Below are 21,542 nucleotides of genomic sequence, written 5' to 3'. Positions count from 1 at the left end.
TCAGCAGTCCAGCACGATGGCGAAAACCAGCGGCGCCACGATGGATGCGTCCGATTCGATGATGTACTTCGGCGTGTCCACGGCCAGCTTACCCCAGGTGATCTTCTCGTTGGGCACGGCGCCGGAGTAGGAGCCGTAGCTGGTGGTGGAGTCGGAGATCTGGCAGAAGTAAGCCCACACCGGGATGTCGGGGCGGCGCATGTCCTGGTGCAGCATAGGCACCACGCAGATGGGGAAGTCGCCCGCGATCCCACCGCCGATCTGGAAGAAGCCGATGGAGCGCTCCCTCGAGGTCTGCACGTACCAGTCGGCCAGCACCATCATGTACTCGATACCGGTGCGCACGGTGTGCACGTTCTTGATCTCGCCCGCGAGGCAGTGGCCGGCGTACATGTTGCCGGTGGTGCTGTCCTCCCAGCCGGGGACGAAGATGGGCAGGTTCTTCTCGGCGGCCGCGACCATCCAGGAGTCCTTGGGGTCGATCTGGTAGTACTGCTCCAGGGCCCCCGAGCGGATGATGCGGTAGAGGAACTCGTGGGGGAAGTAGCGCTCGCCCGCCTCATCGGCGCGGGTCCATTCCTCGATGAGGGCGCCCTCGAGCCGCCGCATGGCCTCCATCTCGGGAATGCAGGTGTCGGTGACGCGGTTCATGTGGCGCTCGAGCAGGGCCTGCTCGTCGTGGGGGGTGAGGTCGCGCCAGTGGGGCACGCGCTCGTAATGGTTATGGGCGACGAGGTTGAAGAGGTCTTCCTCGAGGTTGGCCCCGGTGCAGGAGATGGCCTGCACCTTGTCCTGGCGGATCATCTCGGCCAGGCTCAGCCCCAGCTCGGCGGTGCTCATGGCCCCCGCCAGGGTGATCATCATGGCCCCGCCCCCCTCGAGGTGGCGCTTGTAGCCCTCGGCGGCATCCACCAGGGCGGCGGCGTTAAAGTGCCGGAAGTGGTGCTTGATGAACTGGCTCACTGCTCCACGAGACATGAAATCCTCCTTCAAGGCTCGCGGGGTGGGCGAGTCGCTCCGGCTCCCCCCTGGCGGGTGCTGGCCCCGCCATGCCGGGCCGCCAGATCGCGGCAACGGTTGAGAGTGTACAGAAAGCGGCGGGAAAATCAAGCCTCAGCGCACGCCCCGGACCCTCGAGATGAACAGCGTTCCCAGCGCAAAGAGGGTCACGGCAAGGGCAAAGAGAATGGGGTAACCCCCACCAGGGCTGGCCCGGTTGCCCGCGTCGAGGATCTGGCCGAACAGGCCCTGAAACAGCTGCGGGAACACCAGCGCCACGTGCCATACGCCCATGTCCCGCGCGTGTTTGGAAGGGTCGGGCAGCACCGAGGTGGCCATGGCCCAGTCCACGCTGACGTAAGCCCCGTAGCCCAGGCCAAAGATCAGGCCCGCCAGCGCCGCCACGGCAAAGTTATGGGTCAGGGCGAAGCCCAGTGCGGCAGTCGCCATCACGGCCCCGGCGAAGTAGATCACCGGCTTCTTGCCGACCCGGTCGGAATAAGGCCCGCTGGTGATGGCGGTGAGGGCTGCCGTGAGCGAGAGCAGCACCAGCAAAGCCGCCAGGGCCAACTCGGCGGAGGGAAGGGTGATGGGGCCGATCCGGAACTGTCCGATCACGTCCTTTAGGTAAAACAGCAAGAAGGGCTGCACCGCGAAGCGCCCCGACTCCACCAGGGCACGGGTGAGGAAAACCCAGCGAAACCCGGCGTACTGGGGACGGAAGAACACCCGCAAGTCCAGCGGCTCGGCATCGCGCCTGACTTGGGGCTCCCGCACGCTGCGCAGGGTGATGAAGGTGCAGGCGGACAGCACCAGGATGATCGCCAGGTACTGCCCTTCGCGACTACCCCCCAGGGCGAAGGCGGCCACCCCTCCGGCGATCTGGCTCGAGAGCTGAAAAAAGCCCATCACCCCACTGGCTGCCCCCTTCTCGTGAGCGGGCACCAGGTCGGGGATCAGCGCAGCGTAGGGAGCCGAGGCCAGCGAGTTGCCCAGTTGCACCAACACGTAACCCGCCGCATACACCCAATAGCCCGGCGCGAAGAACATCACCGCCAGGCCCAGCACATTGATGCTCGTACCCCATACCATGAAGGGCAGGCGCCTGCCCAGGCGGTCCGACCACATGCCCAAAAAGGGTGGCAACAGCAGCGGAATCAGCGCCAAGGTCCCGGCCAGCCAGCCCAGGTAGGTGCCCTGCTGCTCCTGCCCCACGAAACGCAACACGTCGGCAGGCATCAACAGGGGCAGCAGCAAGAACCAGTGAAAGGAGAAGCCGAACCAATAGGCCGAGAAGCCAAAGTAGCGCGCGACGCCAGCCAAGCGGGTTTTCTGCATGGCTGGGGCGAGTATATCAGGGTCGTACGCCGTGCGTAAGACGCAAAGCCCTTTTCCCTTCCTCTTCTAATACCGGATTCAAAAAGATAATCACCCAAAGCAAAGACCTTCAGAGGCTATCTTTTTGAATCCTAGAGCACACCCCTCCCTAGCGGTCGGCCGCTCCGCCAAAGCGGGGCGGCGTTCCCGAATGGGAACGAACTGACCGAATCTGGTATAACTCCGGGCTACAGCCCTACATCCTGTGCAGACGATTCCCGCCCGAGTTCACACGAAGGTAGCGGGTTGATAGCATAGAACCCTGATGTCGCCGAAGCCACCTCTCAAGGCCCAGCTCCAACAAAGCGTCGCCCAGGCTCTGAGCGCCCTGGGTGTGAACGAGATCCCCGAGATCATCATCCAGGAAACCCCCAGCGATAAGGAAGGCGATTACGGCACCCCCGTGGCCTTCAGCCTGGCGCGGGTATTGCGCAAGGCCCCGGCCCAGATCGCAGGCGATATCGCCCAGAAGCTGCAGCCGCCCCCCTTCGTCCGGCGCGCTTTCGCGGTGGGCGGCTACCTCAACTTCGAACTCGAGCCCGGCTACGTGGTGCGCTCGGCGCTCGAGGCCGTGCGCCCCTTCCCCAAGCAGCCGGGCAAGGTGCTCGTCGAGCACACCGCCGTCAACCCCAACAAGGAGCTGCACGTGGGCCACCTGCGCAACGTGTGCCTGGGCGACTCGGTGGCCCGCATCCTCGACTTCGCCGGGCACGAGGTGGAGGTGCTCAACTACATCGACGACACCGGGCGACAGGCCGCCGACTCGCTGTTCGCGCTGCGCTACTTTGGCCTGAAGTACGACGGCAGCCAGAAGTACGACCACTGGGTGGGCGAGGCCTATGTGCGGCTGCACAGGGAGCTGGCCGACGAGGCCAAGAAGGCCCTGCTCGAGCCGCAGATCGCCGAGGTGCTGCACCAGCTCGAGGAGGGCAAGCTGCGCGAGGAGGTGGACAAAATCCTGCGCAGCCAGCTACAGACCATGCACCGCCTGGGTGCCCGCTACGACGTGCTGGTGTGGGAGTCGGACATCGTGCACGAGGGGTTGTTGAAGAAAGCGTTGGAGATCCTCGAGAAGAGCCCCTATGTCTTCAGGCCCAGCGAGGGCAAGTACGCCGGCGCGCTGGTGATCGACGCCTCGCAGATCATCCCGGGGCTGGAAGACCCCTACTTCGTGCTGGTGCGCTCGAATGGGGCCAGCACCTACTACGCCAAGGACATCGCCTTCCAGATGTGGAAGATGGGCCTGTTACAGGGGCTCAAATTCGACCCCTACCCCGGCGACTACCCCGCCTTCCACCCAGGCCGCCCCATGTACACCAGCACCCCCTCGGGCTCGGTGCTCGAGCACGTCGGAGCCACGCAGACCATCAACGTCATCGACGCCCGGCAGTCACACCCGCAGATGATCGTGCGAGCGGGCCTCGAGGTGGCCGGAAGGCACGACCTGGCCGAGGGTGCTTACCACCTGGCCTACGAGACGGTGCTGCTGGAGGGACAGCAGATGTCCGGGCGCAAGGGCATCACCGTCAGCGTGGACGAGGTGCTCGATGAAGCCGTCAAGCGGGCCAGGGCGGTCATCGCCGAGAAAAACCCCGACCACCCCGAGCCCGAAGCGGCGGCTGAGGCCATAGGGGTGGGGGCGGTGCGCTTCGCCATGGTCAAGACCGAGGCCAAAAAGCAGATCGACTTCCGTTACGATCAGGCCCTGGCCTTCGAGGGCGACACCGGACCCTACCTGCAGTACGCCCACGCGCGGGCCTCATCCATCCTGCGCAAGGCCGAGGAGCAGGGACTTGCCAACGAAGCTCCCGACTTCGGCCAGGTCACGCCCTACGAGCTCGAGCTGGCCAAAGCCCTGCTTCGCTTTGGTGAAACCGTCGGGGAGGCCGCCAAGCACAAAGCGCCCAACCTGCTGGCGCAGTACCTGCTCGAGCTGGGTGCGGTCTGGAACGCCTACTACAACGCCAAAACCCCCGACGGCAAATCGGCGACCCCGGTACTTAGCGCCCCACAGGGCTTGCGCGGGGTGCGGCTCGAGTTGGTGCGTAGCCTCAAGCGCACCCTGGCCCAGGGGCTGGGGCTGTTGGGATTGCAGGCTCCCGAAGTAATGTAGCTATGATGCGATCGGTCGTTGGACTAGCACTCATCCTGCTGCTGGCACTGGCGCTGGCCCAGGGTCCCCGGCTCATCACCCCTGAGGAAGTGGCCCGCACAACCGTGATCCAGCGCTCCCTGCCCGCGGTGGTCAAGGTCGAGGGCATCCCCCAGGAAAGCTTCGGCCCCGGAGGCAACGACCCGGTGGGGGGTTCGGGCTTCTTCTACAGCCCCACCCGCATCGTCACCAACTACCACGTCATCCAGGGCCTCAAGGACTTGCGGGTGGTCCTCTACGACGGGCAACCCTATCCCGCCCAGGTCTTCGCGGTGGATCGCGGCATCGACATCGCCATCCTCAGCGTGCAGGGGGTGCGGGCTCCGGCGACGCTCAGCTTTGGCAGCTCGCAAAACCTGCCCATCGGCATGGGTGTGGTGGTCATCGGTAGCCCCTTCTTGCAACGCCACGTGGTGACTTACGGCATCCTCTCCAAGGTGGGCCCGGTCGAACTGGTGCAGGAGGCACCCCAAACCGACATCGGTACCGAAGTGGGCGAGGTGCTCTTCACCGATGCCCGCACCGAGGAGGGCAACTCCGGCGGGCCCATGCTCAACCTCCAGGGACAGGTGATCGGGGTGGTGAGCATGGTGGTAGGGCCCCCCAGTGGGCTGGCTGGGATCGGCCTGGCCATTCCGGGCGACCTGGTGCGGCAGAGCGTGCAAGACCTCGAGCGCTTCGGGCGGGTGCAGCGAGGCTGGCTGGGAGCCAGCCTGGTCGACCTCACCGACCTCGACCCTATCCTGCTGCGCAGCGTGGGCCTCATCAGCAGCCAGGGCGCCATGATCGACCAGATCGAGCCCAGTTCTCCCGCCCGCAGCGCAGGTCTGCGCGGTGCCGAGCGCAACCCCAACGGCAAGCTCACCAGCCTGGGCGACGTGATCCTGGCGGTGGGCGGCAAGCCGGTGAGGAACCGGGCCGAGGTCATCCAGCAGATCGCACGCTTCCGCGTGGGAGACAAGGTGCGGCTGACCGTCTGGCGGCAGGGACGGCGCATCGAGGTGACGTTGACCATGGTGGCGAGGCCATAAACGCCGAACTGCCGGCGAGGGTTGGTGGCGTGTGCTTCGTCCAGGCGTACAGTTGAGGATATGGGTTTTGCACCATGCGTACGATACCTACGCCCGGCATCTAGCTATCGAGCATCGCTCACTGCTGTCAAGTCTTGACCCATTCCTTCAGTCCGGGTAGCCTCACTCCGTCATGTATGTCGCGATCGAGGGGGTCATCGGGGTGGGCAAGACCACCCTCACCCACCTGCTGGCCAAGCGCCTGGGCGTGCAGGCCCTGCTCGAGGTGGTGGAGGAAAACCCCTTTCTTCCTCTCTTCTATCAAGACCCAGTGCGCTACGGCTTCAAGGTACAGGTTTTCTTCCTGCTCTCGCGCTACAAGCAATTGCTGCCCCTGGCCCAGCCCGAGCTCTTCAGCCGGGGCGTGGTCGCCGATTACCTCTTCGACAAGGACGCCATCTTCGCCGCCATGAACCTCTGCGGCGACGAGTGGGCGCTGTATTCCGACCTCTACGAGCACCTCTCCCCCCGCATCCCGACCCCCGACCTCACCATCTACCTGCGGGCTCCGCTGAGCGTGATCCTGGAACGCATTCGGCAACGGGGCCGCAGCTTCGAAGCCGGCATGGACCCGGCCTACCTCGAGCGCCTCGCCGCGGCCTACGAGCACCACTTCACCAGTTATCCCCACCCGCTGTGGGTGGTGGAGGCCGACCAAATCGACTACGCCAACAACCCCGCCGACCAGGATTGGATCGTAAGCCAGGCGCAGCAGCGCCTGGGGCTGACAGAAACTAGGGCCGGCGTGCCTCCTCGCATTTAGCGCTATGTATATCGCCATCGCCGGAAACATCGGAGCGGGGAAGTCCACCCTGACCTCGCTGCTCTCCCGCCGCTACGCCCTGCGCCCGGTCTACGAAGCCGTGGACGAGAACCCCTACCTGGCCGATTTCTACCAGGACATGGGAAGCTGGGCCTTCCACTCGCAGGTTTTCTTCCTAGCCAAGCGGCTAAAGCAACACCTGAGCGAGATCAACGACGCCGCCTACGTGGTGCAAGACCGCACCGTCTTCGAGGATGCCCACATCTTCGCCCAGAACCTCTACCTCGAGGGTCACCTCTCCGAGCGGGACTGGCAGACCTATATGGCCCTCTACCAGGGCATCGCCCCGGCCCTGCGCAAGCCCGACCTCCTGATCTACCTCGAGGCCGACCTCCCCACCCTGCAAGCCCACATCGCCCGCCGGGGCCGCGCCTACGAGCAGTCCATCCCCGCGAGCTACCTCGAGGCCCTCAACCGCCTCTACGCCGCCTGGATCGCCAGCTACGACCTCTCCCCCGTCCTGGTCCTGCCCACCCAGCGCCTCAACTTCGCCGACGACCCCGCCGCCCAGCAGGAAGTCTTCACCCTGCTCGAGAGCTACGGGCTGGCCCTGCCGTTCATATGAACGCTGGCTGGCGGAGCAAGGCGTCTTGCGTACGGCCCGCGCCCGTCCACACCCTTATGCTTTCTCACCCAAGACCCATTAGGCTTTTAGGGATGAAACAGCTATCCCTGACCCCGATGCTCACCGGCCTGTTGCTCGTGCTCACCGCCTGCCCTGGCCCCTCAGCGGGCGTTAGCGGGGAAAGGGGCAGCGTGCAGTTGAAGAATTGGCCCAGCGGCACCACGGCCACCGTCACCTTCGTGAACCTGGTCAACAGCGCCGCCGTGCTCGAGGCCGAGGTCACGGCAGAAGGTGGGCTCGAGTATCGCCTGCCCACCCTAGCAAACACCGATCTGAAGCCCGTGGGCCAGCTTCTCGCTTCGGGCTGCACCGCCAACCCCACCACCGCCAACCTGGCTCCGGTTAAAGCGATCGGCAAGACAGATGGCGGCGCGGACTTCTACCCCTTCGCCATCGACTTCCCCCTCGATGCGCCCAGGCTGCGCGTGGGCGACGAGTTGCTCAACTACATTGACAGCTTCGACGTGGGCTGGTACTACAGCGACCAGGATGTCACGATCACCTGCAGCGGCTGGAGCGAAGCGCTGAAGTTCAAGAAGGGTTGGAACCTCTCGGTGACGAAGATCACCGACGCGGAGGAGGGCGTTGTCAAAGCGGTACAGCAAAGCAGCCCGAGTTCCCTGAGCAGTGCGTTCAGCTTCTACGCCGAGTTCGGCGCCTCCAGCCCTGTCCTTTCGTTCAACTTCGAACCCCAGGGCTCTACCGCCATGCTGAACCTTGAGTACCGGGCTAAAGCCGCACGGCTGTTGGGGCGCTGACAGCCCAATCCTCCCCATCCGCACCAGAATGCTACACGCAGCTATGAGCTGCGCTCAGCATGGCTTAGAATCCCCGTAGTGCAGGGGGCCACATGGTGCGCTATCTGTTGCTTGCATTGAACTTCGTCGTCGTGTTGCTCATGGCCATCGCGCCGTGGGCCGTGCTCAAGCGCGAGTTCGGCGGGGTCGGGGTGCTGCTCACGCCCTTCGACCTCGTCAACCCGCAAAACCTCGAGCTTCCCGCCGTGAACACCGGCTGGGCAGCGCCGTTCTTCTGGGTGTGGGTGTTGCTGGTGCTCGTCGCCAGCGCGGCGCTGTTCGTGCCCAACGCCCGCACCCGCGCGCGGCTGCTGTACGGGGTCGGGGCGGTGGGGCTGCTGCTGTTCGTGGCCGAAGCCGTGGTGTTCTACCAGAGCGTCAACGCCGTCAACGGACCCGCGCTCGAGGCCGGCACCTCCCCGCGCCGGTTGCCTTTGCGGCGTTTCAGCCTGTCGCTGGGGGCCTACCTGGGCGTGTTCTTCAGCCTGGGAATGCTGATCCTGGCCCGTTTGCAACTGCCTGGGGGCAAGGCCTTCCTGGTGCGCTACCGGGGCGTGGTGGTGCCGCTGGTCTCGCTGCTGCTGGCTTCGTTCATCGGGGCGCTGGTGGTGGGCTTCATCCGGCCCGGCCTGGGCGCCGAGGGCAAGGTACTGCCTCTGCTGGACGCGGTGGCGACCAAGCTCGACCTGGTGACTTACACCTTCCAGCTCCTCTTCAGTCCCATCATCAGCCTCACCGGCTGGTTCCAAAGCCTGCTGCTGGCCACGCCGCTGATCTTCACCGGGCTGGCGGTGGCCTTTGGTTTCCGCTCAGGGTTGTTCAACATCGGAGCGCCGGGACAGCTCACGCTGGGGGCCATCTGTGCCATGGTGGTGGGTGTGTACCTAAGCGGCCCCAGCTGGATCACCCTGCCGCTGTCCATCGCCGCCGCGGCGGCGGGTGGGGCCCTGTGGGGAGCCATCCCGGGATGGCTCAAGGCCCGCTTCGGAGCCCACGAGGTGATCAACACCATCATGCTCAACTACGTCGCCGCTTCGCTGTTCCTCTTCCTCATCGCCTCCAACGAGTACAAGTTCTTCGGGGTCACGGTGCACCTACCCTTCAAAGCTGAGGGCTTCGAGGCCCGCAGCAACGAGGTACAGGAAAGCTCGCGCATCCCCCTGATGCTCGACCTGCTCGTGCGCGACGGACACATCTCCTGGGCTATTCCCCTGGCCCTGCTGCTGGGGCTGGGGGTCTACTACACCCAGCGCCGCGCCCAGCTCGGCCGCAGGTTGCTGGTCTCGGCAGCGGCGGTGCTGGTGGGGTACGCCGTGGGCGGTTTCCTGCCGGGCCCGGCGGTAGAGCTTACCAGCGCCCTCACTTCCTCACGCTTCAACGGCGCTTTCCTGCTGGCCGTGTTGGCGCTGCTGTTCTACAACTTCTACCTCTTCCGCACGCCCGGCGGCTACGAGCTGAGGGCGGTCGGGCTCGCCCCCAAGGCCGCCGAGTACGGCGGGGTCAACCTGCGTTCGAAGATCGTACTGGCCATGGCCATCTCGGGAGCCCTGGCCGGGCTAGCCGCCACCCACTACGTGCTGGGCGGCGGGGTAGACGAGTACCGCCTCAAGCAATCCCTGCCTACCGGGGTGGGCTTCGACGGCATCGCAGTGGCCCTCATGGGGCAGAATACCCCCATCGGCATCAGCCTCTCGGCGCTGCTGTTCGGGGTGCTGCTCACCGGGGGGTTAGACCTTAACCAGCAGCTGGCGATAAGCCGCGAGCTGGTGACGGTGTTGCAGGCCCTAATCGTGCTGTTCATCGCCGCGGGCGGCTTCCTGCCGCGCTACTTCATCGATCCGCTGCAAGCGGCCCAGGTGGAAACCGAAGCCCGCGCCGAGCAAGAAGCGCTCGAGAAAGCGCTGGTCGGGAGGGCCGGATGAAGCGCCTGTCGCCTTTCACAATCGGATTCCTCGTGGTAGCGGCGATCGCCGTGGTGGTTCTGGGCATGCGGGTGGAGTCGGCCATCCTCGTCGCGCTGTTCTTCTCGACCCTGCGCCAAACCACTCCCCTGCTGCTCACGGCCCTCGGAGGCATGTTCTCCGAGCGCTCGGGGGTGGTCAACATTGCCCTCGAGGGCATGATTCTCTTCGGAGCCGCCGCTGCTGCCATTAGCGTCGAGCGCATCGAAGCCCCCATCTTGGCCAGCGATCCCCTGGCCCGCTCAGCCTGGATTCCCTGGGTGGGGGTGCTGGCCGGAATGCTAATGGGCGGCCTGGTAGCCACCGTCTACGCCATCGCGGTCATCCGCTACAGGGCCGAGCAGATCGTGACCGGCACCGCCATCAACCTGCTGGCCGCCGGGGCACCGCCGGTGCTGATGCAGGCCCTATACAACACCACCACCAACTCCAAGGAGGTCGAGAACCGCCTGGTCAACATCCCCATCGCAGGGGAGAGCATCTCTCCTTTGGTGTTCCTGGCCTTCCTGCTGGTGCCGCTGTGCTGGTGGGTGATGTTCAAAACCCCCTGGGGTCTGCGCCTGCGGGCGGTAGGCGAGCAGCCTGAAGCCGCCGACACCATGGGGATCAACGTCTACCGCATGCGCTACACCGCGGTGATCCTCTCGGGGCTGCTGGCCGGGCTGGCCGGGGCCTATCTCTCCGTCGGCTTCCTCAACCAGTTCGTCAAGAACATGTCGGCTGGGCAGGGTTTCATCGCCCTGGCGGCTCTGATCTTTGGCAAGTGGCATCCGCTGGGCGTGCTGGGGGCGACGCTGCTGTTTGGCTTCTTCCGGGCCCTGGCCATCCAGCTCCAAGGAGGGGAGGTCATGCCCTCGGTGGTGGTCGAGGCCATCCCCTACGTCCTCACCATCCTGGTGCTGGCCGGATTCATCGGGCGCAGCCGCCCGCCGGCGGCTGTGGGCAAGCCGTACGAGAAATAGCCGGGCGCGGGTCGTGCGTCGTAGGCGAAGCGCTCCTCCCCGCTGGTGGGGAGGGCTTCTTTTTCACCACGAGCCGCCAGTCTCCCACTAGCAACCCCCTACCCTCGCCCATCAGGCGTATTACCCTGTGGCTGCGGATTGAGCTGGACATAGGCCACCACCCCGATCAGGCCGCTAATGCCTACCAGCAGCACCAGCACAAAGAGGTCGAGCAGCGGCAGCGAGGTTCCGGTAGGGACGTAGTTGATGAGCTGGAGCAGCAGGACCAGCAACACGTGGCGCGGCACACCGGCCCGCAGGATCAAATGCCAGCCTTCGCGCACCGCCCAAGTCCAGGAGCCGTGCTGCTCGGCGAGGTACTGGAAGGGATAAAACCACAGCAACCCCAGTACCGTGTTGGCTGCGAAGCGCAGCAGCTCGGCCACAGCCGGAGAGAAGCGCTCGAGCGGCAGCGGCACCACCAGCCCCACCAGCAGCAACGCTAGGTACACCCACCCCGCGAGGAAAGCCTCGCGGCGGAACTGCTGCCACAGCAGCTCAGGAGCCCACTCGCCGCGGCGCAGGTAGCGCAGCATCACCGCGTTGAAGCCCACCTGCATGGGCCCGATCAGGATCCCGAAGCTTACGAAGCTGAAGAGCAGGGCCACGAAGGTGACCCACAGCACCCCCAGCGGGTGGTGGGCGAAGATCCCCAAGGTCACCGAGAGCACGCGGGCGAGGCTGAGCATCAGGCCCATTGTATAGAGCGATTTGCGGAATGACTGAGCCAAAGCTGGAAGCTGGATCGGCGGCTCGATCGCCGGTTTTGCCGCTCCTCCCAGCGGCAAAATGCCCGCAAACCGCGATAAACCTCTTGATACCAGATTCGGTCAGTTCGTTCCCGAATGGGGACGCCGCCCCGCCAAGGCGGGGCGGCCGACCGTTAGGGAGGGGTGTGCTCTAGGATTCAAAAAGATAGCCTCTGAAGGTCTTTGCTTTGGGTGATTATCTTTTTGAATCCGGTATGAAAGGGTTCCATTCGCATGACTTTACACGTATATATGTGCCTCATAATATATATACGTGAAAGCTACTAGAGAGGATGCCATATGACCGGAGCTACTACGCTCGACCGCGAGAGCTTTTATCAAACCCTGACGAACTGGAAGGGGGACGGCCCTGTCTCGGTGGCGGTGGCCGACATCGACGAGTTCATGCCGGTCAACCAGAACTACGGGCGCGAGGTGGGCGACGCGGTGATCGCGCTGGTGATGAAGGCGCTGGCCGGGAGCCTCCCCCCCGGCAGCCTGCTCACCCGCATTGGCGGGGACGAGTTCGCCTGCGCCCTGCCGGGGGCCAGCCCCGAGGAGGCGCTGATCCAGCTCGAGGAGATCCGGCAGTACCTCGCGGGTCGCAAGCACAACGTGGGGGAGGTCTCGCTGGCGGTGCGGCTGTCCATCGGCATCGCCAGCTTCCCCCGCCACGTCTCCGACCCCCAACAACTGCTCCAGGCCGCCGACGAGGCGCTGTTGCGGGCCAAGCGCGAGGGGCGCAGCCGGGTGGCGATCTACGTGGAGGACAAGATGGTGCTGAAGTCGAACTACTACCCCAAGAACCAGCTCGCCCGCCTCGCCACGCTGTCCGAGCGCCTGGGCCGCACCGAGGCCGCCCTGCTGCGCGAGGCCCTGGCCGACCTGCTCGACAAGTACCGGGAGTTCCTGTGATCGAGCGGCGCTGGATGGAGCGGGCCGTGGAGCTCGCCCCGCGGAGCCTCGAGGAAGGCACCTACCCCATCGGGGCGGTGCTCACCGACGCGGAGGGGCGCAACCGGGTGCTGCCCACCGGCGACCCCTACGGCGGGGGCCACCGCATCCTGCAGGCCCAGTCGCACTACGACAGGCACCGGGGCCGCGACCTCGCCCGCGAGATCCGCGCCCTGATGCGGCGCTGGGAGGGGCTGCGGGGGCGCCTGGGGGAGTTCCCCTGGCCCGAGCCCGAGGAGGCCCGGTGACCAACCTCTCCCCCAGCCTGGGGCGCGCGGGCCGGGTCTGCCCGCAAGCGCTAGCTTCCCAACCCCTGGAGTAACGCCATGCCCTGGAACCCCGAACAGTACGAGAAATTCAAAGCCGAGCGCACCGCCCCCTTCGACGACCTGCTCGCGCTGGTCAAGGTCAGGCCCGGCCTGCGGGCCGTGGACCTGGGCTGCGGGACCGGCGAGCTCACCCGCCGCCTGGCCGACCGCCTGCCCGGCAGCACCGTAACCGGGCTCGACAGCTCCCCCGAGATGCTCGCCAGGAGCCAGAATTTCGCCCGCGAGGGGCTCAGCTTCGTGCAGGGCGACTTCCGGGAGCTCGAGGGGCAGTACGACCTGATCTTCTCCAACGCCGCGCTGCAGTGGGCCGACGACCACCCCACCCTCTTCGCCCGGCTCTGGGGCTGCCTGAACCCCGGCGGGCAGATGGTGGTGCAGATGCCCGCCAACGGCGACCACCCCTCCCACCGCCTGGCCCGCGAGGTCGCCGAGGAGCCGGAGTTCAGGGCGTACTTCCCCAACAGCGGCCGCCGCCACCCGGTCCTGCCGGTCGAGGACTACGCCCAGTTGTTCTTCGACCTCGGCGGGCAGGACATCACCGCCGTGCTCAAGGTGTACCCCCACGTCCTCCCCGACGCCGACGCGATCGTGGAGTGGGTGAAGGGGACGCTGCTCACCGCCTACCTGGGCGTGCTGCCGGAGGAGTTGCAGGGGGCTTTCCTCGAGCGCTACCGCTCGAGGCTGAACGAATTGATGCCGCAGAAGCCGGTGTTCTACGGCTTCAAACGGGTGCTGCTGGCGGCGAGCAAGCCCGCCGTGTAACGCCCGACACGCAATCCAGGGCGGGAGCGGGCCGCGTAGGGCTTGGGTGGGAGGTTTGTTGCTGGGCGCATTGATCGCTAGCGCCGGGTGGAGGGTGGCGTACCTGCGGGTGCTGGAACAGTCCTGCACCGACTCCCTCACCGGCCGCCAGCAGGCCCAGCAGGGACAAGCCCCCAGCCCGACCCAGAGCCACGCCGCCGGCACCCGCCCGCACCCGCTCTGCTTCAGCGCCGCAGCTCGTCCTTGTGGGCCGTGACCATGCTGCCCTCCTCGGTGATCATGTCCACGGTCTGGGCCAGCGGGTTGAGCTTGACCACCTTGCCGCACACGTCGTGGATGGTACACACCTTGGCGTTCTTCTTGGGCAGTCCCGCCAGGAGCTCCTGGTAGAGCTCGTGCTCGTACTGCAAGCAGCACAGCAGGCGACCGCAGGGGCCGGAGATCTTCTCGGGCGACAGCGGGAGCTGCTGGTCCCTGGCCATCTTGATGGAGACCTGGGCGAAGTCTTGCAGGTGGGTCGAGCAACACGACTCCATGCCGCAGGCCCCCAGCGTGCCCAAGTAGGCGGTCTGGTCGCGCGGGCCCAGCGCCAGGAACTCCACGCGGGCACCCGCCAACCGGGAGATCTCCCCCACCCAGCGGCGCAGGTCCACGCGCTCCTCGGCGGAGTAGTGCACCGAGAGGTGGTTGCCGTCGAGGGTGAACTCGCAGCCCAGCAGCTTGGCCGGGACGTTTTCCCGGCGGAACCTGGCCTTGAGCCACCACTTGAGGTCCTCGGCCCGCTCGCGCAGCCTGCTGGCGGCCTCGAGATCCTGGGGGGTGGCCTGCCGCACCACCTCGCCCTGGGGCCGCCCCGAGCGGGGCGCGGTGCGCACCTTGCCGAGCTCGAGGCCCCTGGGGGTGCTGACCACCACCCAGCTCCCCTGGGCGGGGGGTTCCCCGCTGAAGCTGTAGTCGTAGAGTTTGGGGCCGTGATTGAAACGGACGCCTACGCAGTCCATCGATCCTCCTCGCTTTAGACCCCGGGGCAGCGGCCCCCAGCGGGTTCACAGACCGGAGTCTGATGCCCTCACTCTACAATTTCAGTGACCTGATAGGGTTTCGCGCCCCTGCGCCGCCGCCCACAGTCGCAGGCCCAGCCAGCTGAGCACCAGGTCCTCGCTCACGTAGGCGCTCAGGGCCTCCTGGGCCTGGTGGATGGCGAGCAGGGCCTCGGCGCGGCGCGGGTCCTCGGGGGGAAGGGACTGCCCCAGCTTGCGGGCCAGGTAGTTCAGGCCGCCTTCGGTCTCGAGCAGCGGTCCCAGGGCCTCGAGGGTCTGGGCCGGGCCTTCCTCCAGGCTCTGGAGCACCCCCTGCACCCGCCCCAGGAGCTGGTTGAAGAGGGCCGGGTTGTCGAGCGCCCAGCGCACCCGCCCCACGCTGCCCTCGGCGTAGGCCAGGACCTCAGGGTCGCGGGTGAGGCCGCGCAGCGTCTCCTCGGACAGGGGGCCGAAGGCCAGCTCGAGCGAGCGCGAGGCCAGGGTGGGCAGCAGCATCTCGCGGCTGGGCGCGACGAGGATGAGCCGGGCGTAAGCGGGAGGCTCCTCGAGCACCTTCAGCAACGCGTTGGCAGCGGGCTCGTTGAGCAGGTGGGCCCCATCGATCACCGCCACCTTGGCCCGGAAGCGCGGGTAGGTCGAGAGCCAATCCAGCAGATTCTCCCCGCCGTCCTCGCGGGGGGCGATCTGCTCGAGCCGGATCTGCAGGTTGCGCGCTTTGCGCCCGGTTTTAGTCTCGGCCTCGGGGGCGATCTCGAGGTAATCGCTGTGCTCCTCCAGGCGGCAAGAAGCACACTCGCCGCAGCCTGGAAAGCCTTCGGCGCAGTTGAGGCCGTAAGCGTACCACCGCGCTACCGCCCGCCGCCCCACCCCCTCAGGCCCGGTAAACAGCAGGCTCTGGCTGCTCAGGCTCGGCAGCAGCTTCAGGATGCGCTCGTGTCCCAGGATCGATGGCTTCAACTGCGGTCTCCCCATCCAGCTATCGTCGACGGCTTCTACTTCCCCTGCAGCAAGCGCTCGTAGAGCCAGTTGGGGAAGCCCGCTTCCTCGATGCGGCGCAACACCTGCTTGAGGTCGTAGGTCACCCGGTAGAACTCGACCAGGTCCTCCTCGCTATCCCAGATGGCGTAGGCGGCCCCCGGCGTGCCGTCGCGGGGCTGCCCCACCGAGCCGGGGTTGACGATGGCCCGCACCTTGGGTGCGAGGATCAACTCGCCGCCGTTGGTGTAGCGCTGGTAGCGCACCCACTGGCCGTTGGGGCCGTCGAGGGAGAGGTAGGCCCCGGCCAGGTGGGTGTGGCCGTGGAAGACCCAGCGGGCCGCGGTGCAGTCGAAGCCCTGTCGGGCGAGCTCGAGGTCGTCGAGGTACTGCATGGGGTCGCAGGGGCTGCCGTGCACCAGCAAGGCCCCCTCGACGGTGGTGGCCACGGGCAGCTTGGAGAGATAAGCGTGGCTACTAGCGCTCATGCGCTCAGCCTGCCAGGCGATGATCTCGAGGATGGGCCCCTCGACGTCCAAAGAGCCCAGCGAGAGCATCCAGGCGTCGTGGTTGCCCAGCACCCCGATGGCATCGTGCGAGGTCAGCCAGGACACCACCCTCTCGGCATCGGGGTAATAGCCCACCGCGTCCCCCAGAAAAAGAACCCGCTCCCAGTCCCTGGCCTCGCGCACGATGGCCTCGAGGGCACTCCAGTTACCGTGCAGGTCGGAGAGGATCAGGTAGCGCACAGTGACACATCATACGGCACGTGGCCCGGGGGCCAAGAGTCCCTTCAAGCCCGCCTAAAGAGCGCGTGGTAGGCCCCAAGGTGTCTTGCGTTTTGCGCTTTGCGTCTTATGCTGTGGCTGTGCTCGAGGCCGAGGAGCGTAACGCGTCAATGACGGAGGTCGGCCCGGCGTGGCTGGAGGAAATCCTGGCGCGGCACGTCCGCACCGGATACGACGAGCTGGGCAGTTTCTACGCCTGGCTCGAGGGGAGCTATGGCGGCGAAACCCTGCTGCTGTGGACCCCCAGGGGGCGGGGCGAGGCGGTGATCCGCGCGCTGCGTAACCTGGAATACAAGGGCCGCATCGTGCTGGGTCTGGACGCTTCGGGGGGGCACGGCGCACCCTTCCAGCGGGCATTGGAGTGGGTCCGCCCGCGCCGCGCGCTCATCCTGACCGAGGGCGAGGGGGTGGGCTCGAGCTTTACCCCAGCCGACTCCAATCCCGACGGAGATGCTCAGACCATCGAGGTGGAGGCGCCCACCGGGCTGCGCTACCGGGAAGTCTCCGCCGCGCGGGCCTGGAAGGGTGAGCTCGAGGCCGAACTCCTCCGGATCCCCGGCCCGGCCATCGGCGTCTATGGTTGGGAGCGGGGAATACCCACCTACGGGGTCGGCCTGGTAGGATTAGAGAAGACCCTCCAGGCCCTGTTGCAGGTCTGGCGTTTGAATGTCTAGGAGGCTTGATGCTCGGTGCGGTTTTTACCCTGATCTTCGTCATCGGTTCGATCCTGGTCACCAGCTTGATCTACCTGGCCCTCAACCCCAAGAGCGTTAACGTCGAGGGTGAAGGCGCCGACCTGCGCTACATCGGCTTCGCCCTGGTCCTCATCATCCTCTCCGCCGCCACCATCGGGGCCATGCTGCTGCTGGGCAAGGCCCATAACGCCATCGGCTAGGCTCTGGCGCCGGGAAACCGCCCCGCTACGGCGGGGTTTTTTGCTTGCTCGAGGCGGGACGTAACGTAATTAACGCCGTTATGTGGACGTTTCACTAAACCTTCTCCAGCTCACACCACTAAATCACCAAACACAGACACCCTTCCTAAGGCTCATCCCAGGGTTACTGCCCCTTCACGCCTCGGCCACTAGCCTCTAACTCACGGAGGCTTCTAGATGAACGTTCAAAGGCATCGGCATCACTGGCATCACTTTGGATTCTTGGTACTGCTCCTTCTCATCTTAGCAGCTTGCACTCCCACCCCGGGCAGCCTCAAGGTAACCATCGAAGGCCTGCCCTCGGGCGCCGACGCCAGGGTGATCGTCAGCAAGCAGGGCGGAGGATTCAGCAAGGAAGTCAAAAAGAGCGAGACCCTCAGCAACCTTGCCAGCGGCACCTACCAGGTCAGCGTGTCGGCAGTAACCGCCGGGGGCTACACCTACTCTGGCTCCGCCAGCAGCACCTCCGTGAAGGTCGAGGGGGGCAAGCAGGCCGAGGTCACGGTGACCTACCAAGCCAGCACCGGCAGCCTGAGCGTGAGCATCGCCGGCCTGCCCGACGGCGCCAGCCCCGAGATCACGGTGAGTGGCCCCGGCAGCTTCAGCCAGAAGGTCGCCACCAGCACGACGCTCACCGGGCTGGTTCCCGGCCAGTACAGCATCAGCGCTGCCGACGTGAGTGCGGGCGGCTACACCTACGTGGCCTCCGTCGATCCCGCAACACTCACAGTGACCGCGGGGGTCACGGCGACCAGCCAGGTCACCTACGGGGCGAGCGACGGCAAGCTCACCGTCAGCGTGAGCGGCATCCCCAGCGGGGCCAGCGCCACCGTAGCCGTGTCCAAGGTGGGGGGCGGCTTCAGCCAGAACCTCACCTTCAGCAGCAACGGCAGCCAGAGCCTCGTGGTCCCGGTCGGGCAGTACAACATCGCCGCCAACCCCTTCACCGTGGGCACAGACACCTACGCGGGCACGGTGAGCGAGTCGCCGGTCACGGTGACGGGCGCGAGCACCAAGGAAGTCACCGTGAGCTACGGAACCAACACCGGGAGCCTGCAGGTGAACGTCAACGGGCTCCCCAGCGGGCTCCCCCCGGGCAGCGACGAACCCATCACCATCAACGGTCCCAGCGGGAGCATCACCCTGGGCTCGAGCCAGACCCTCACCGGCCTGGCCCCTGGCAGCTACACGGTCACCGCTGCCAACGTCTCCAAGGACGGCAGCACCTACGCTGGCACGGTCACGACCTCGCCGGTCACGGTTCCCGCGGGTGCGACAGCAACGGTCGACGTCAGCTATAGCGCGACCACCGGACGACTTGTGGTGAACATCGGCGGCTTGCCCAGCGGCACCAACGCCAGCATCACCGTCAGCGGCCCCGGCGGCTTCAACCAGACCATCACCGCCAGCACCACCTTCGACGACCGTCAGCCGGGTACCTACACCATCACCCCAGCCAACGTCTCGGCCAGTGGCTATACCTACAGTGCCTCGGGTAGCTCAGCCACGGTGACCGCCGGGCAGAGTACTGAAGCACAGGTCAACTATGCACCCATTGACGGCAAGCTGAGCGTGAGCATCGCCGGCCTGCCCAGCGGCACCAACGCCAGCGTCACCGTCAGCGGCCCCGGCGGCTTCAACCAGACCATCACCGCCAGCACCACCCTCACCGGCCTGACCCCTGGCAGCTATACCGTTGCCGCCAGCGACGTTCTCGAGGAGGGCAGCCGCTATACCGGCAGCGCAAACCCCTCTACGGTGAATGTGGTCGCGGGCCAGAATGCCTCGGCCAGCGTGAGCTACGCGGCCGTATCCGGGCGTCTGGTAGTGACGGTGAGCAACCTGCCCAGCAGCAGCGGAGCCAGCGTCACCGTCAGCGGTCCTGGCGGCTTCAACCAGACCATCACCGCCAGCACCACCTTCGACGACCGTCAGCCGGGCACCTACACCATTACCGCAACCGGTGGGGTCGTTTCCCAGTCCACCACAGATGAGTACTACCAGGGCAACAACACCACGGCGACGGTGACGGCGGGAAGCAGCGCCAGCGCCAGCGTGACCTACAGCAAGCACGGCTCGGGCAAGCTGTGGGTCATCGAGTACAACACCAACCGCCTCCTGGGCTACGACCAGGCCGCAGGCACGCCCACAACGCTGGATCTGGGTCTGTCAAGCGGCCAGAAGGTGAGGGGCCTGGCGCTCGACAAATCGGGAAACCTTTGGGTAGGCATCGGCCCCGAGTTTTCGGGGACAGGCGGTCAAATTCGCATGTACCGTGCCGCCGATCTCAGCGGTGCTTCACCCAGCCCGGCGGTGACCATCACCGGCCCCGACCTGGGAACCCCGCGCTCCCTGGCCTTCGACGCCAGCGGCAACCTGTGGGTAGCTGACCAGTTCAACCACTGGATACTGCGCTTCGACGCTTCGCGCTTGAGCAGCGATTACACAGGTGCGCCTGACTACAAGATCAATAACTTCGGCGGTACCATGACCACCCCCACCGGCCTGGCCTTCGACAACCAGGGCAACCTGTGGGTAGTGGCCTTCGCCGGGAGCAACGCCTCCGACACCCCCTTGGACTCCCCCGGCCAGGTCCTCAAGTTCAAGGCGAGCCAGCTCAGCAGCGGCAGCGGGTACAACGGCCGCGCGGCCATGATCATCTACGACAACACCCTCAACGCCAACGACAAGAACTCCCTCCATGGCCCCATCAGCCTGGCCTTCGACAGCGCAGGCAGGTTGTGGGTCGCCAGCAAGCTCGGCGACTTCATCGCGCGCTTCGACGTGAACTCCTCCTCCTTCCCCGCCGACTGCGACGGTGACACCTCGTGCAGCCCCGGCACGGGCTCCTACACTGGCGCGCCCGCAGTGAAGATCAGCAGCGATTCTAGCTGGATGCAGCCCATCGGCCTGGCCTTCGACAACCAGGGCAACCTCTGGGTCAGCGACGATAGACCCAGCTCCGGCGTCAGCCTCCGGCAGCGCTTGCAGTGGAACCCCAGCATGCCCTACTTCTCGAGCGGCGGCACCGGGCAGATCCTTCGCTTCAGCGCCGCACAGCTGGCCAGCTCGGGCTCCCCGGCGCCCACCCAGGCCCTCAACGGCATGAACGTGCCGCTGGATCTGTTCTTCAACCTGCCCCCCAACGGCCTCCCGCTCTACGGACGTCCCTGATTGCTCCAAGGCTTTCAGCTTCACCCCCACCGCGCGGTGGGGGTGAACATATGCCCCCGAATCCGGCTGCCGAGCATCGGCAGCTTCCGCGGGAACTTATTGTAAGCTATTCATATGTTTGAACCCGGTTTACTTCAAGACAAGGTCGTGCTGGTCACGGGGGGCGGCACCGGGCTCGGGCGCTCGATGAGCACCCGCTTTCTCGAGCTGGGGGCCAAGGTGGCCATCGCCGGGCGGCGGCAGGAGGTGCTCGAGCAGGCCGCTAGGGAGATGAGCGAGCAGACGGGGGGCGAAGTGCTAGGCGTGCCCTGCGACGTGCGCGACCCCGAGGCAGTCGTGGGCCTGATGGACAGCGTTCTGGGACACTTTGGCCGCATCGACGTACTGGTCAACAACGCCGCCGGCAACTTCATCTCCCCCACCGAACGCCTCTCCTACCGGGCGGTGGATGCGGTACTGGGGATCGTGCTGCACGGAACCTTTTACTGCACGCTCGAGCTGGGCAAGCGCTGGATCGCCGGCGGTCACAAGGGGACGGTGCTCAACATCGCCACCACCTACGCCGAGGGCGGCTCGGGCTACGTGGTGCCCTCGGCGGTGGCCAAGGCCGGGGTGGTGGCCCTGACCCGCTCGCTGGCCGCCGAGTGGGGCAAGTACGGCATCCGGCTCAACGCCATCGCACCGGGGCCGTTCCCCACCGAAGGAGCCTGGAGCCGCCTGATGCCCACCCCCGAGATCGAAAAGCTCTTCATGGAGCGCATCCCCCTGCGCCGGGTGGGCGAGCACAAGGAGCTGGCCAACCTCGCCGCCTACCTCATCTCCGACTACGCGGGCTTCATCACCGGCGACCTCATCTACATCGACGGCGGCGAGAAGGCGTGGGGCTCAGGCGAGTTCAACGTGCTCGACGCCGTGAGCAAGGAGCAGTGGGACGCGCTCGAGGCGATGCGGAAGAAGCAAAGGGAATAGAAAGCCATCAACAAAGGCGGAGGACTCGTAGCGTGGGGCGCTCGAGGTCAAGGCGTCTTGCTG

The 21,542-nt window shown here is 66.1% G+C and carries 20 protein-coding genes; 14 read left to right on the top strand and 6 right to left on the bottom strand.

Annotated elements, in window-relative coordinates:
* Both B047_RS0106235 and B047_RS0106230 read right to left on the bottom strand, forming a co-directional pair.
* On the bottom strand, positions 1–978 hold the full coding sequence (locus tag B047_RS0106235) for a deoxyhypusine synthase family protein (RefSeq protein ID WP_026234646.1): 978 nt from the start codon (positions 976–978) through the stop codon (positions 1–3).
* Between the two features lie 135 nt (positions 979–1,113).
* Positions 1,114–2,337: an MFS transporter gene (locus B047_RS0106230; protein ID WP_018466097.1), complete on the bottom strand. Its 1,224-nt coding sequence runs from the start codon at positions 2,335–2,337 to the stop codon at positions 1,114–1,116.
* Between the two features lie 304 nt (positions 2,338–2,641).
* On the opposite strand from B047_RS0106230, the gene B047_RS0106225 reads away from it, so the two are divergent.
* The 7 genes from B047_RS0106225 (at position 2,642) to B047_RS0106195 (ending at position 10,766) form a co-directional block, all read left to right on the top strand.
* A complete protein-coding gene (locus B047_RS0106225; protein ID WP_018466096.1) occupies positions 2,642–4,489 on the top strand; it encodes an arginine--tRNA ligase in 1,848 nt (615 codons plus the stop codon).
* Positions 4,490–4,491: 2 nt separating this feature from the next.
* Positions 4,492–5,559: a S1C family serine protease gene (locus tag B047_RS0106220; protein ID WP_018466095.1), complete on the top strand. Its 1,068-nt coding sequence runs from the start codon at positions 4,492–4,494 to the stop codon at positions 5,557–5,559.
* 172 nt (positions 5,560–5,731) lie between these two features.
* A complete protein-coding gene (locus B047_RS0106215; protein WP_018466094.1) occupies positions 5,732–6,361 on the top strand; it encodes a deoxynucleoside kinase in 630 nt (209 codons plus the stop codon).
* Positions 6,362–6,365: 4 nt separating this feature from the next.
* Positions 6,366–6,986 (top strand): deoxynucleoside kinase, encoded by a 621-nt coding sequence (locus B047_RS0106210; protein WP_018466093.1) that lies wholly within the window; start codon positions 6,366–6,368, stop codon positions 6,984–6,986.
* A 92-nt stretch (positions 6,987–7,078) separates the two neighbouring features.
* Positions 7,079–7,804 (top strand): hypothetical protein, encoded by a 726-nt coding sequence (locus B047_RS0106205; protein ID WP_018466092.1) that lies wholly within the window; start codon positions 7,079–7,081, stop codon positions 7,802–7,804.
* 92 nt (positions 7,805–7,896) lie between these two features.
* Entirely contained in the window at positions 7,897–9,765 is a 1,869-nt protein-coding gene (locus B047_RS0106200) for an ABC transporter permease (RefSeq protein WP_018466091.1), read from the top strand.
* Positions 9,766–9,830: 65 nt separating this feature from the next.
* Positions 9,831–10,766 carry an ABC transporter permease gene (locus tag B047_RS0106195; RefSeq protein ID WP_026234642.1) on the top strand — a complete coding sequence of 312 codons (936 nt, stop codon included), beginning with the start codon at positions 9,831–9,833 and terminating at the stop codon, positions 10,764–10,766.
* Between the two features lie 98 nt (positions 10,767–10,864).
* Here the strand turns inward: B047_RS0106195 and B047_RS0106190 are convergent, their stop codons facing one another.
* Positions 10,865–11,494 (bottom strand): hypothetical protein, encoded by a 630-nt coding sequence (locus B047_RS0106190; RefSeq protein ID WP_018466089.1) that lies wholly within the window; start codon positions 11,492–11,494, stop codon positions 10,865–10,867.
* Positions 11,495–11,854: 360 nt separating this feature from the next.
* Here B047_RS0106190 and B047_RS0106185 point away from each other — a divergent pair, with 360 nt between their 5' ends.
* From B047_RS0106185 to B047_RS0106175, 3 genes are all read left to right on the top strand, one after another.
* On the top strand, positions 11,855–12,469 hold the full coding sequence (locus B047_RS0106185; protein ID WP_018466088.1) for a diguanylate cyclase: 615 nt from the start codon (positions 11,855–11,857) through the stop codon (positions 12,467–12,469).
* Positions 12,466–12,756 (top strand): tRNA-specific adenosine deaminase, encoded by a 291-nt coding sequence (locus tag B047_RS0106180; RefSeq protein WP_018466087.1) that lies wholly within the window; start codon positions 12,466–12,468, stop codon positions 12,754–12,756. The genes B047_RS0106185 and B047_RS0106180 overlap by 4 nt, the downstream gene beginning before the upstream one ends.
* 78 nt (positions 12,757–12,834) lie before the next feature.
* Positions 12,835–13,599 carry a methyltransferase domain-containing protein gene (locus B047_RS0106175; protein ID WP_018466086.1) on the top strand — a complete coding sequence of 255 codons (765 nt, stop codon included), beginning with the start codon at positions 12,835–12,837 and terminating at the stop codon, positions 13,597–13,599.
* 224 nt (positions 13,600–13,823) lie between these two features.
* Here B047_RS0106175 and B047_RS0106170 read toward each other — a convergent pair whose 3' ends face one another.
* From B047_RS0106170 to B047_RS0106160, 3 genes are all read right to left on the bottom strand, one after another.
* Positions 13,824–14,600: a PSP1 domain-containing protein gene (locus B047_RS0106170; protein WP_018466085.1), complete on the bottom strand. Its 777-nt coding sequence runs from the start codon at positions 14,598–14,600 to the stop codon at positions 13,824–13,826.
* An 81-nt stretch (positions 14,601–14,681) separates the two neighbouring features.
* Positions 14,682–15,611 (bottom strand): DNA polymerase III subunit gamma/tau, encoded by a 930-nt coding sequence (locus tag B047_RS16370; RefSeq protein WP_040779474.1) that lies wholly within the window; start codon positions 15,609–15,611, stop codon positions 14,682–14,684.
* A gap of 20 nt (positions 15,612–15,631) precedes the next feature.
* Positions 15,632–16,363 (bottom strand): metallophosphoesterase family protein, encoded by a 732-nt coding sequence (locus tag B047_RS0106160; RefSeq protein ID WP_018466083.1) that lies wholly within the window; start codon positions 16,361–16,363, stop codon positions 15,632–15,634.
* A 119-nt stretch (positions 16,364–16,482) separates the two neighbouring features.
* Here B047_RS0106160 and B047_RS0106155 point away from each other — a divergent pair, with 119 nt between their 5' ends.
* From B047_RS0106155 to B047_RS0106140, 4 genes are all read left to right on the top strand, one after another.
* The gene (locus B047_RS0106155) at positions 16,483–17,076 is read left to right on the top strand and encodes a hypothetical protein (RefSeq protein ID WP_018466082.1); all 594 of its coding nucleotides are present in this window, start codon (positions 16,483–16,485) and stop codon (positions 17,074–17,076) included.
* Between the two features lie 8 nt (positions 17,077–17,084).
* On the top strand, positions 17,085–17,297 hold the full coding sequence (locus B047_RS0106150) for a hypothetical protein (RefSeq protein ID WP_018466081.1): 213 nt from the start codon (positions 17,085–17,087) through the stop codon (positions 17,295–17,297).
* A 216-nt stretch (positions 17,298–17,513) separates the two neighbouring features.
* A complete protein-coding gene (locus tag B047_RS0106145) occupies positions 17,514–20,510 on the top strand; it encodes a hypothetical protein (protein ID WP_157205830.1) in 2,997 nt (998 codons plus the stop codon).
* A 114-nt stretch (positions 20,511–20,624) separates the two neighbouring features.
* Positions 20,625–21,479 carry an SDR family oxidoreductase gene (locus tag B047_RS0106140; RefSeq protein WP_018466080.1) on the top strand — a complete coding sequence of 285 codons (855 nt, stop codon included), beginning with the start codon at positions 20,625–20,627 and terminating at the stop codon, positions 21,477–21,479.
* Positions 21,480–21,542: the final 63 nt, after the last annotated feature.

Source organism: Calidithermus timidus DSM 17022, from assembly GCF_000373205.1.
In the GTDB taxonomy this organism is placed as follows: Bacteria; Deinococcota; Deinococci; order Deinococcales; family Thermaceae; genus Calidithermus; species Calidithermus timidus.
Note: the sequence above shows the minus strand (reverse complement) of the source record. Positions and strands in the feature narration are given on the sequence as shown.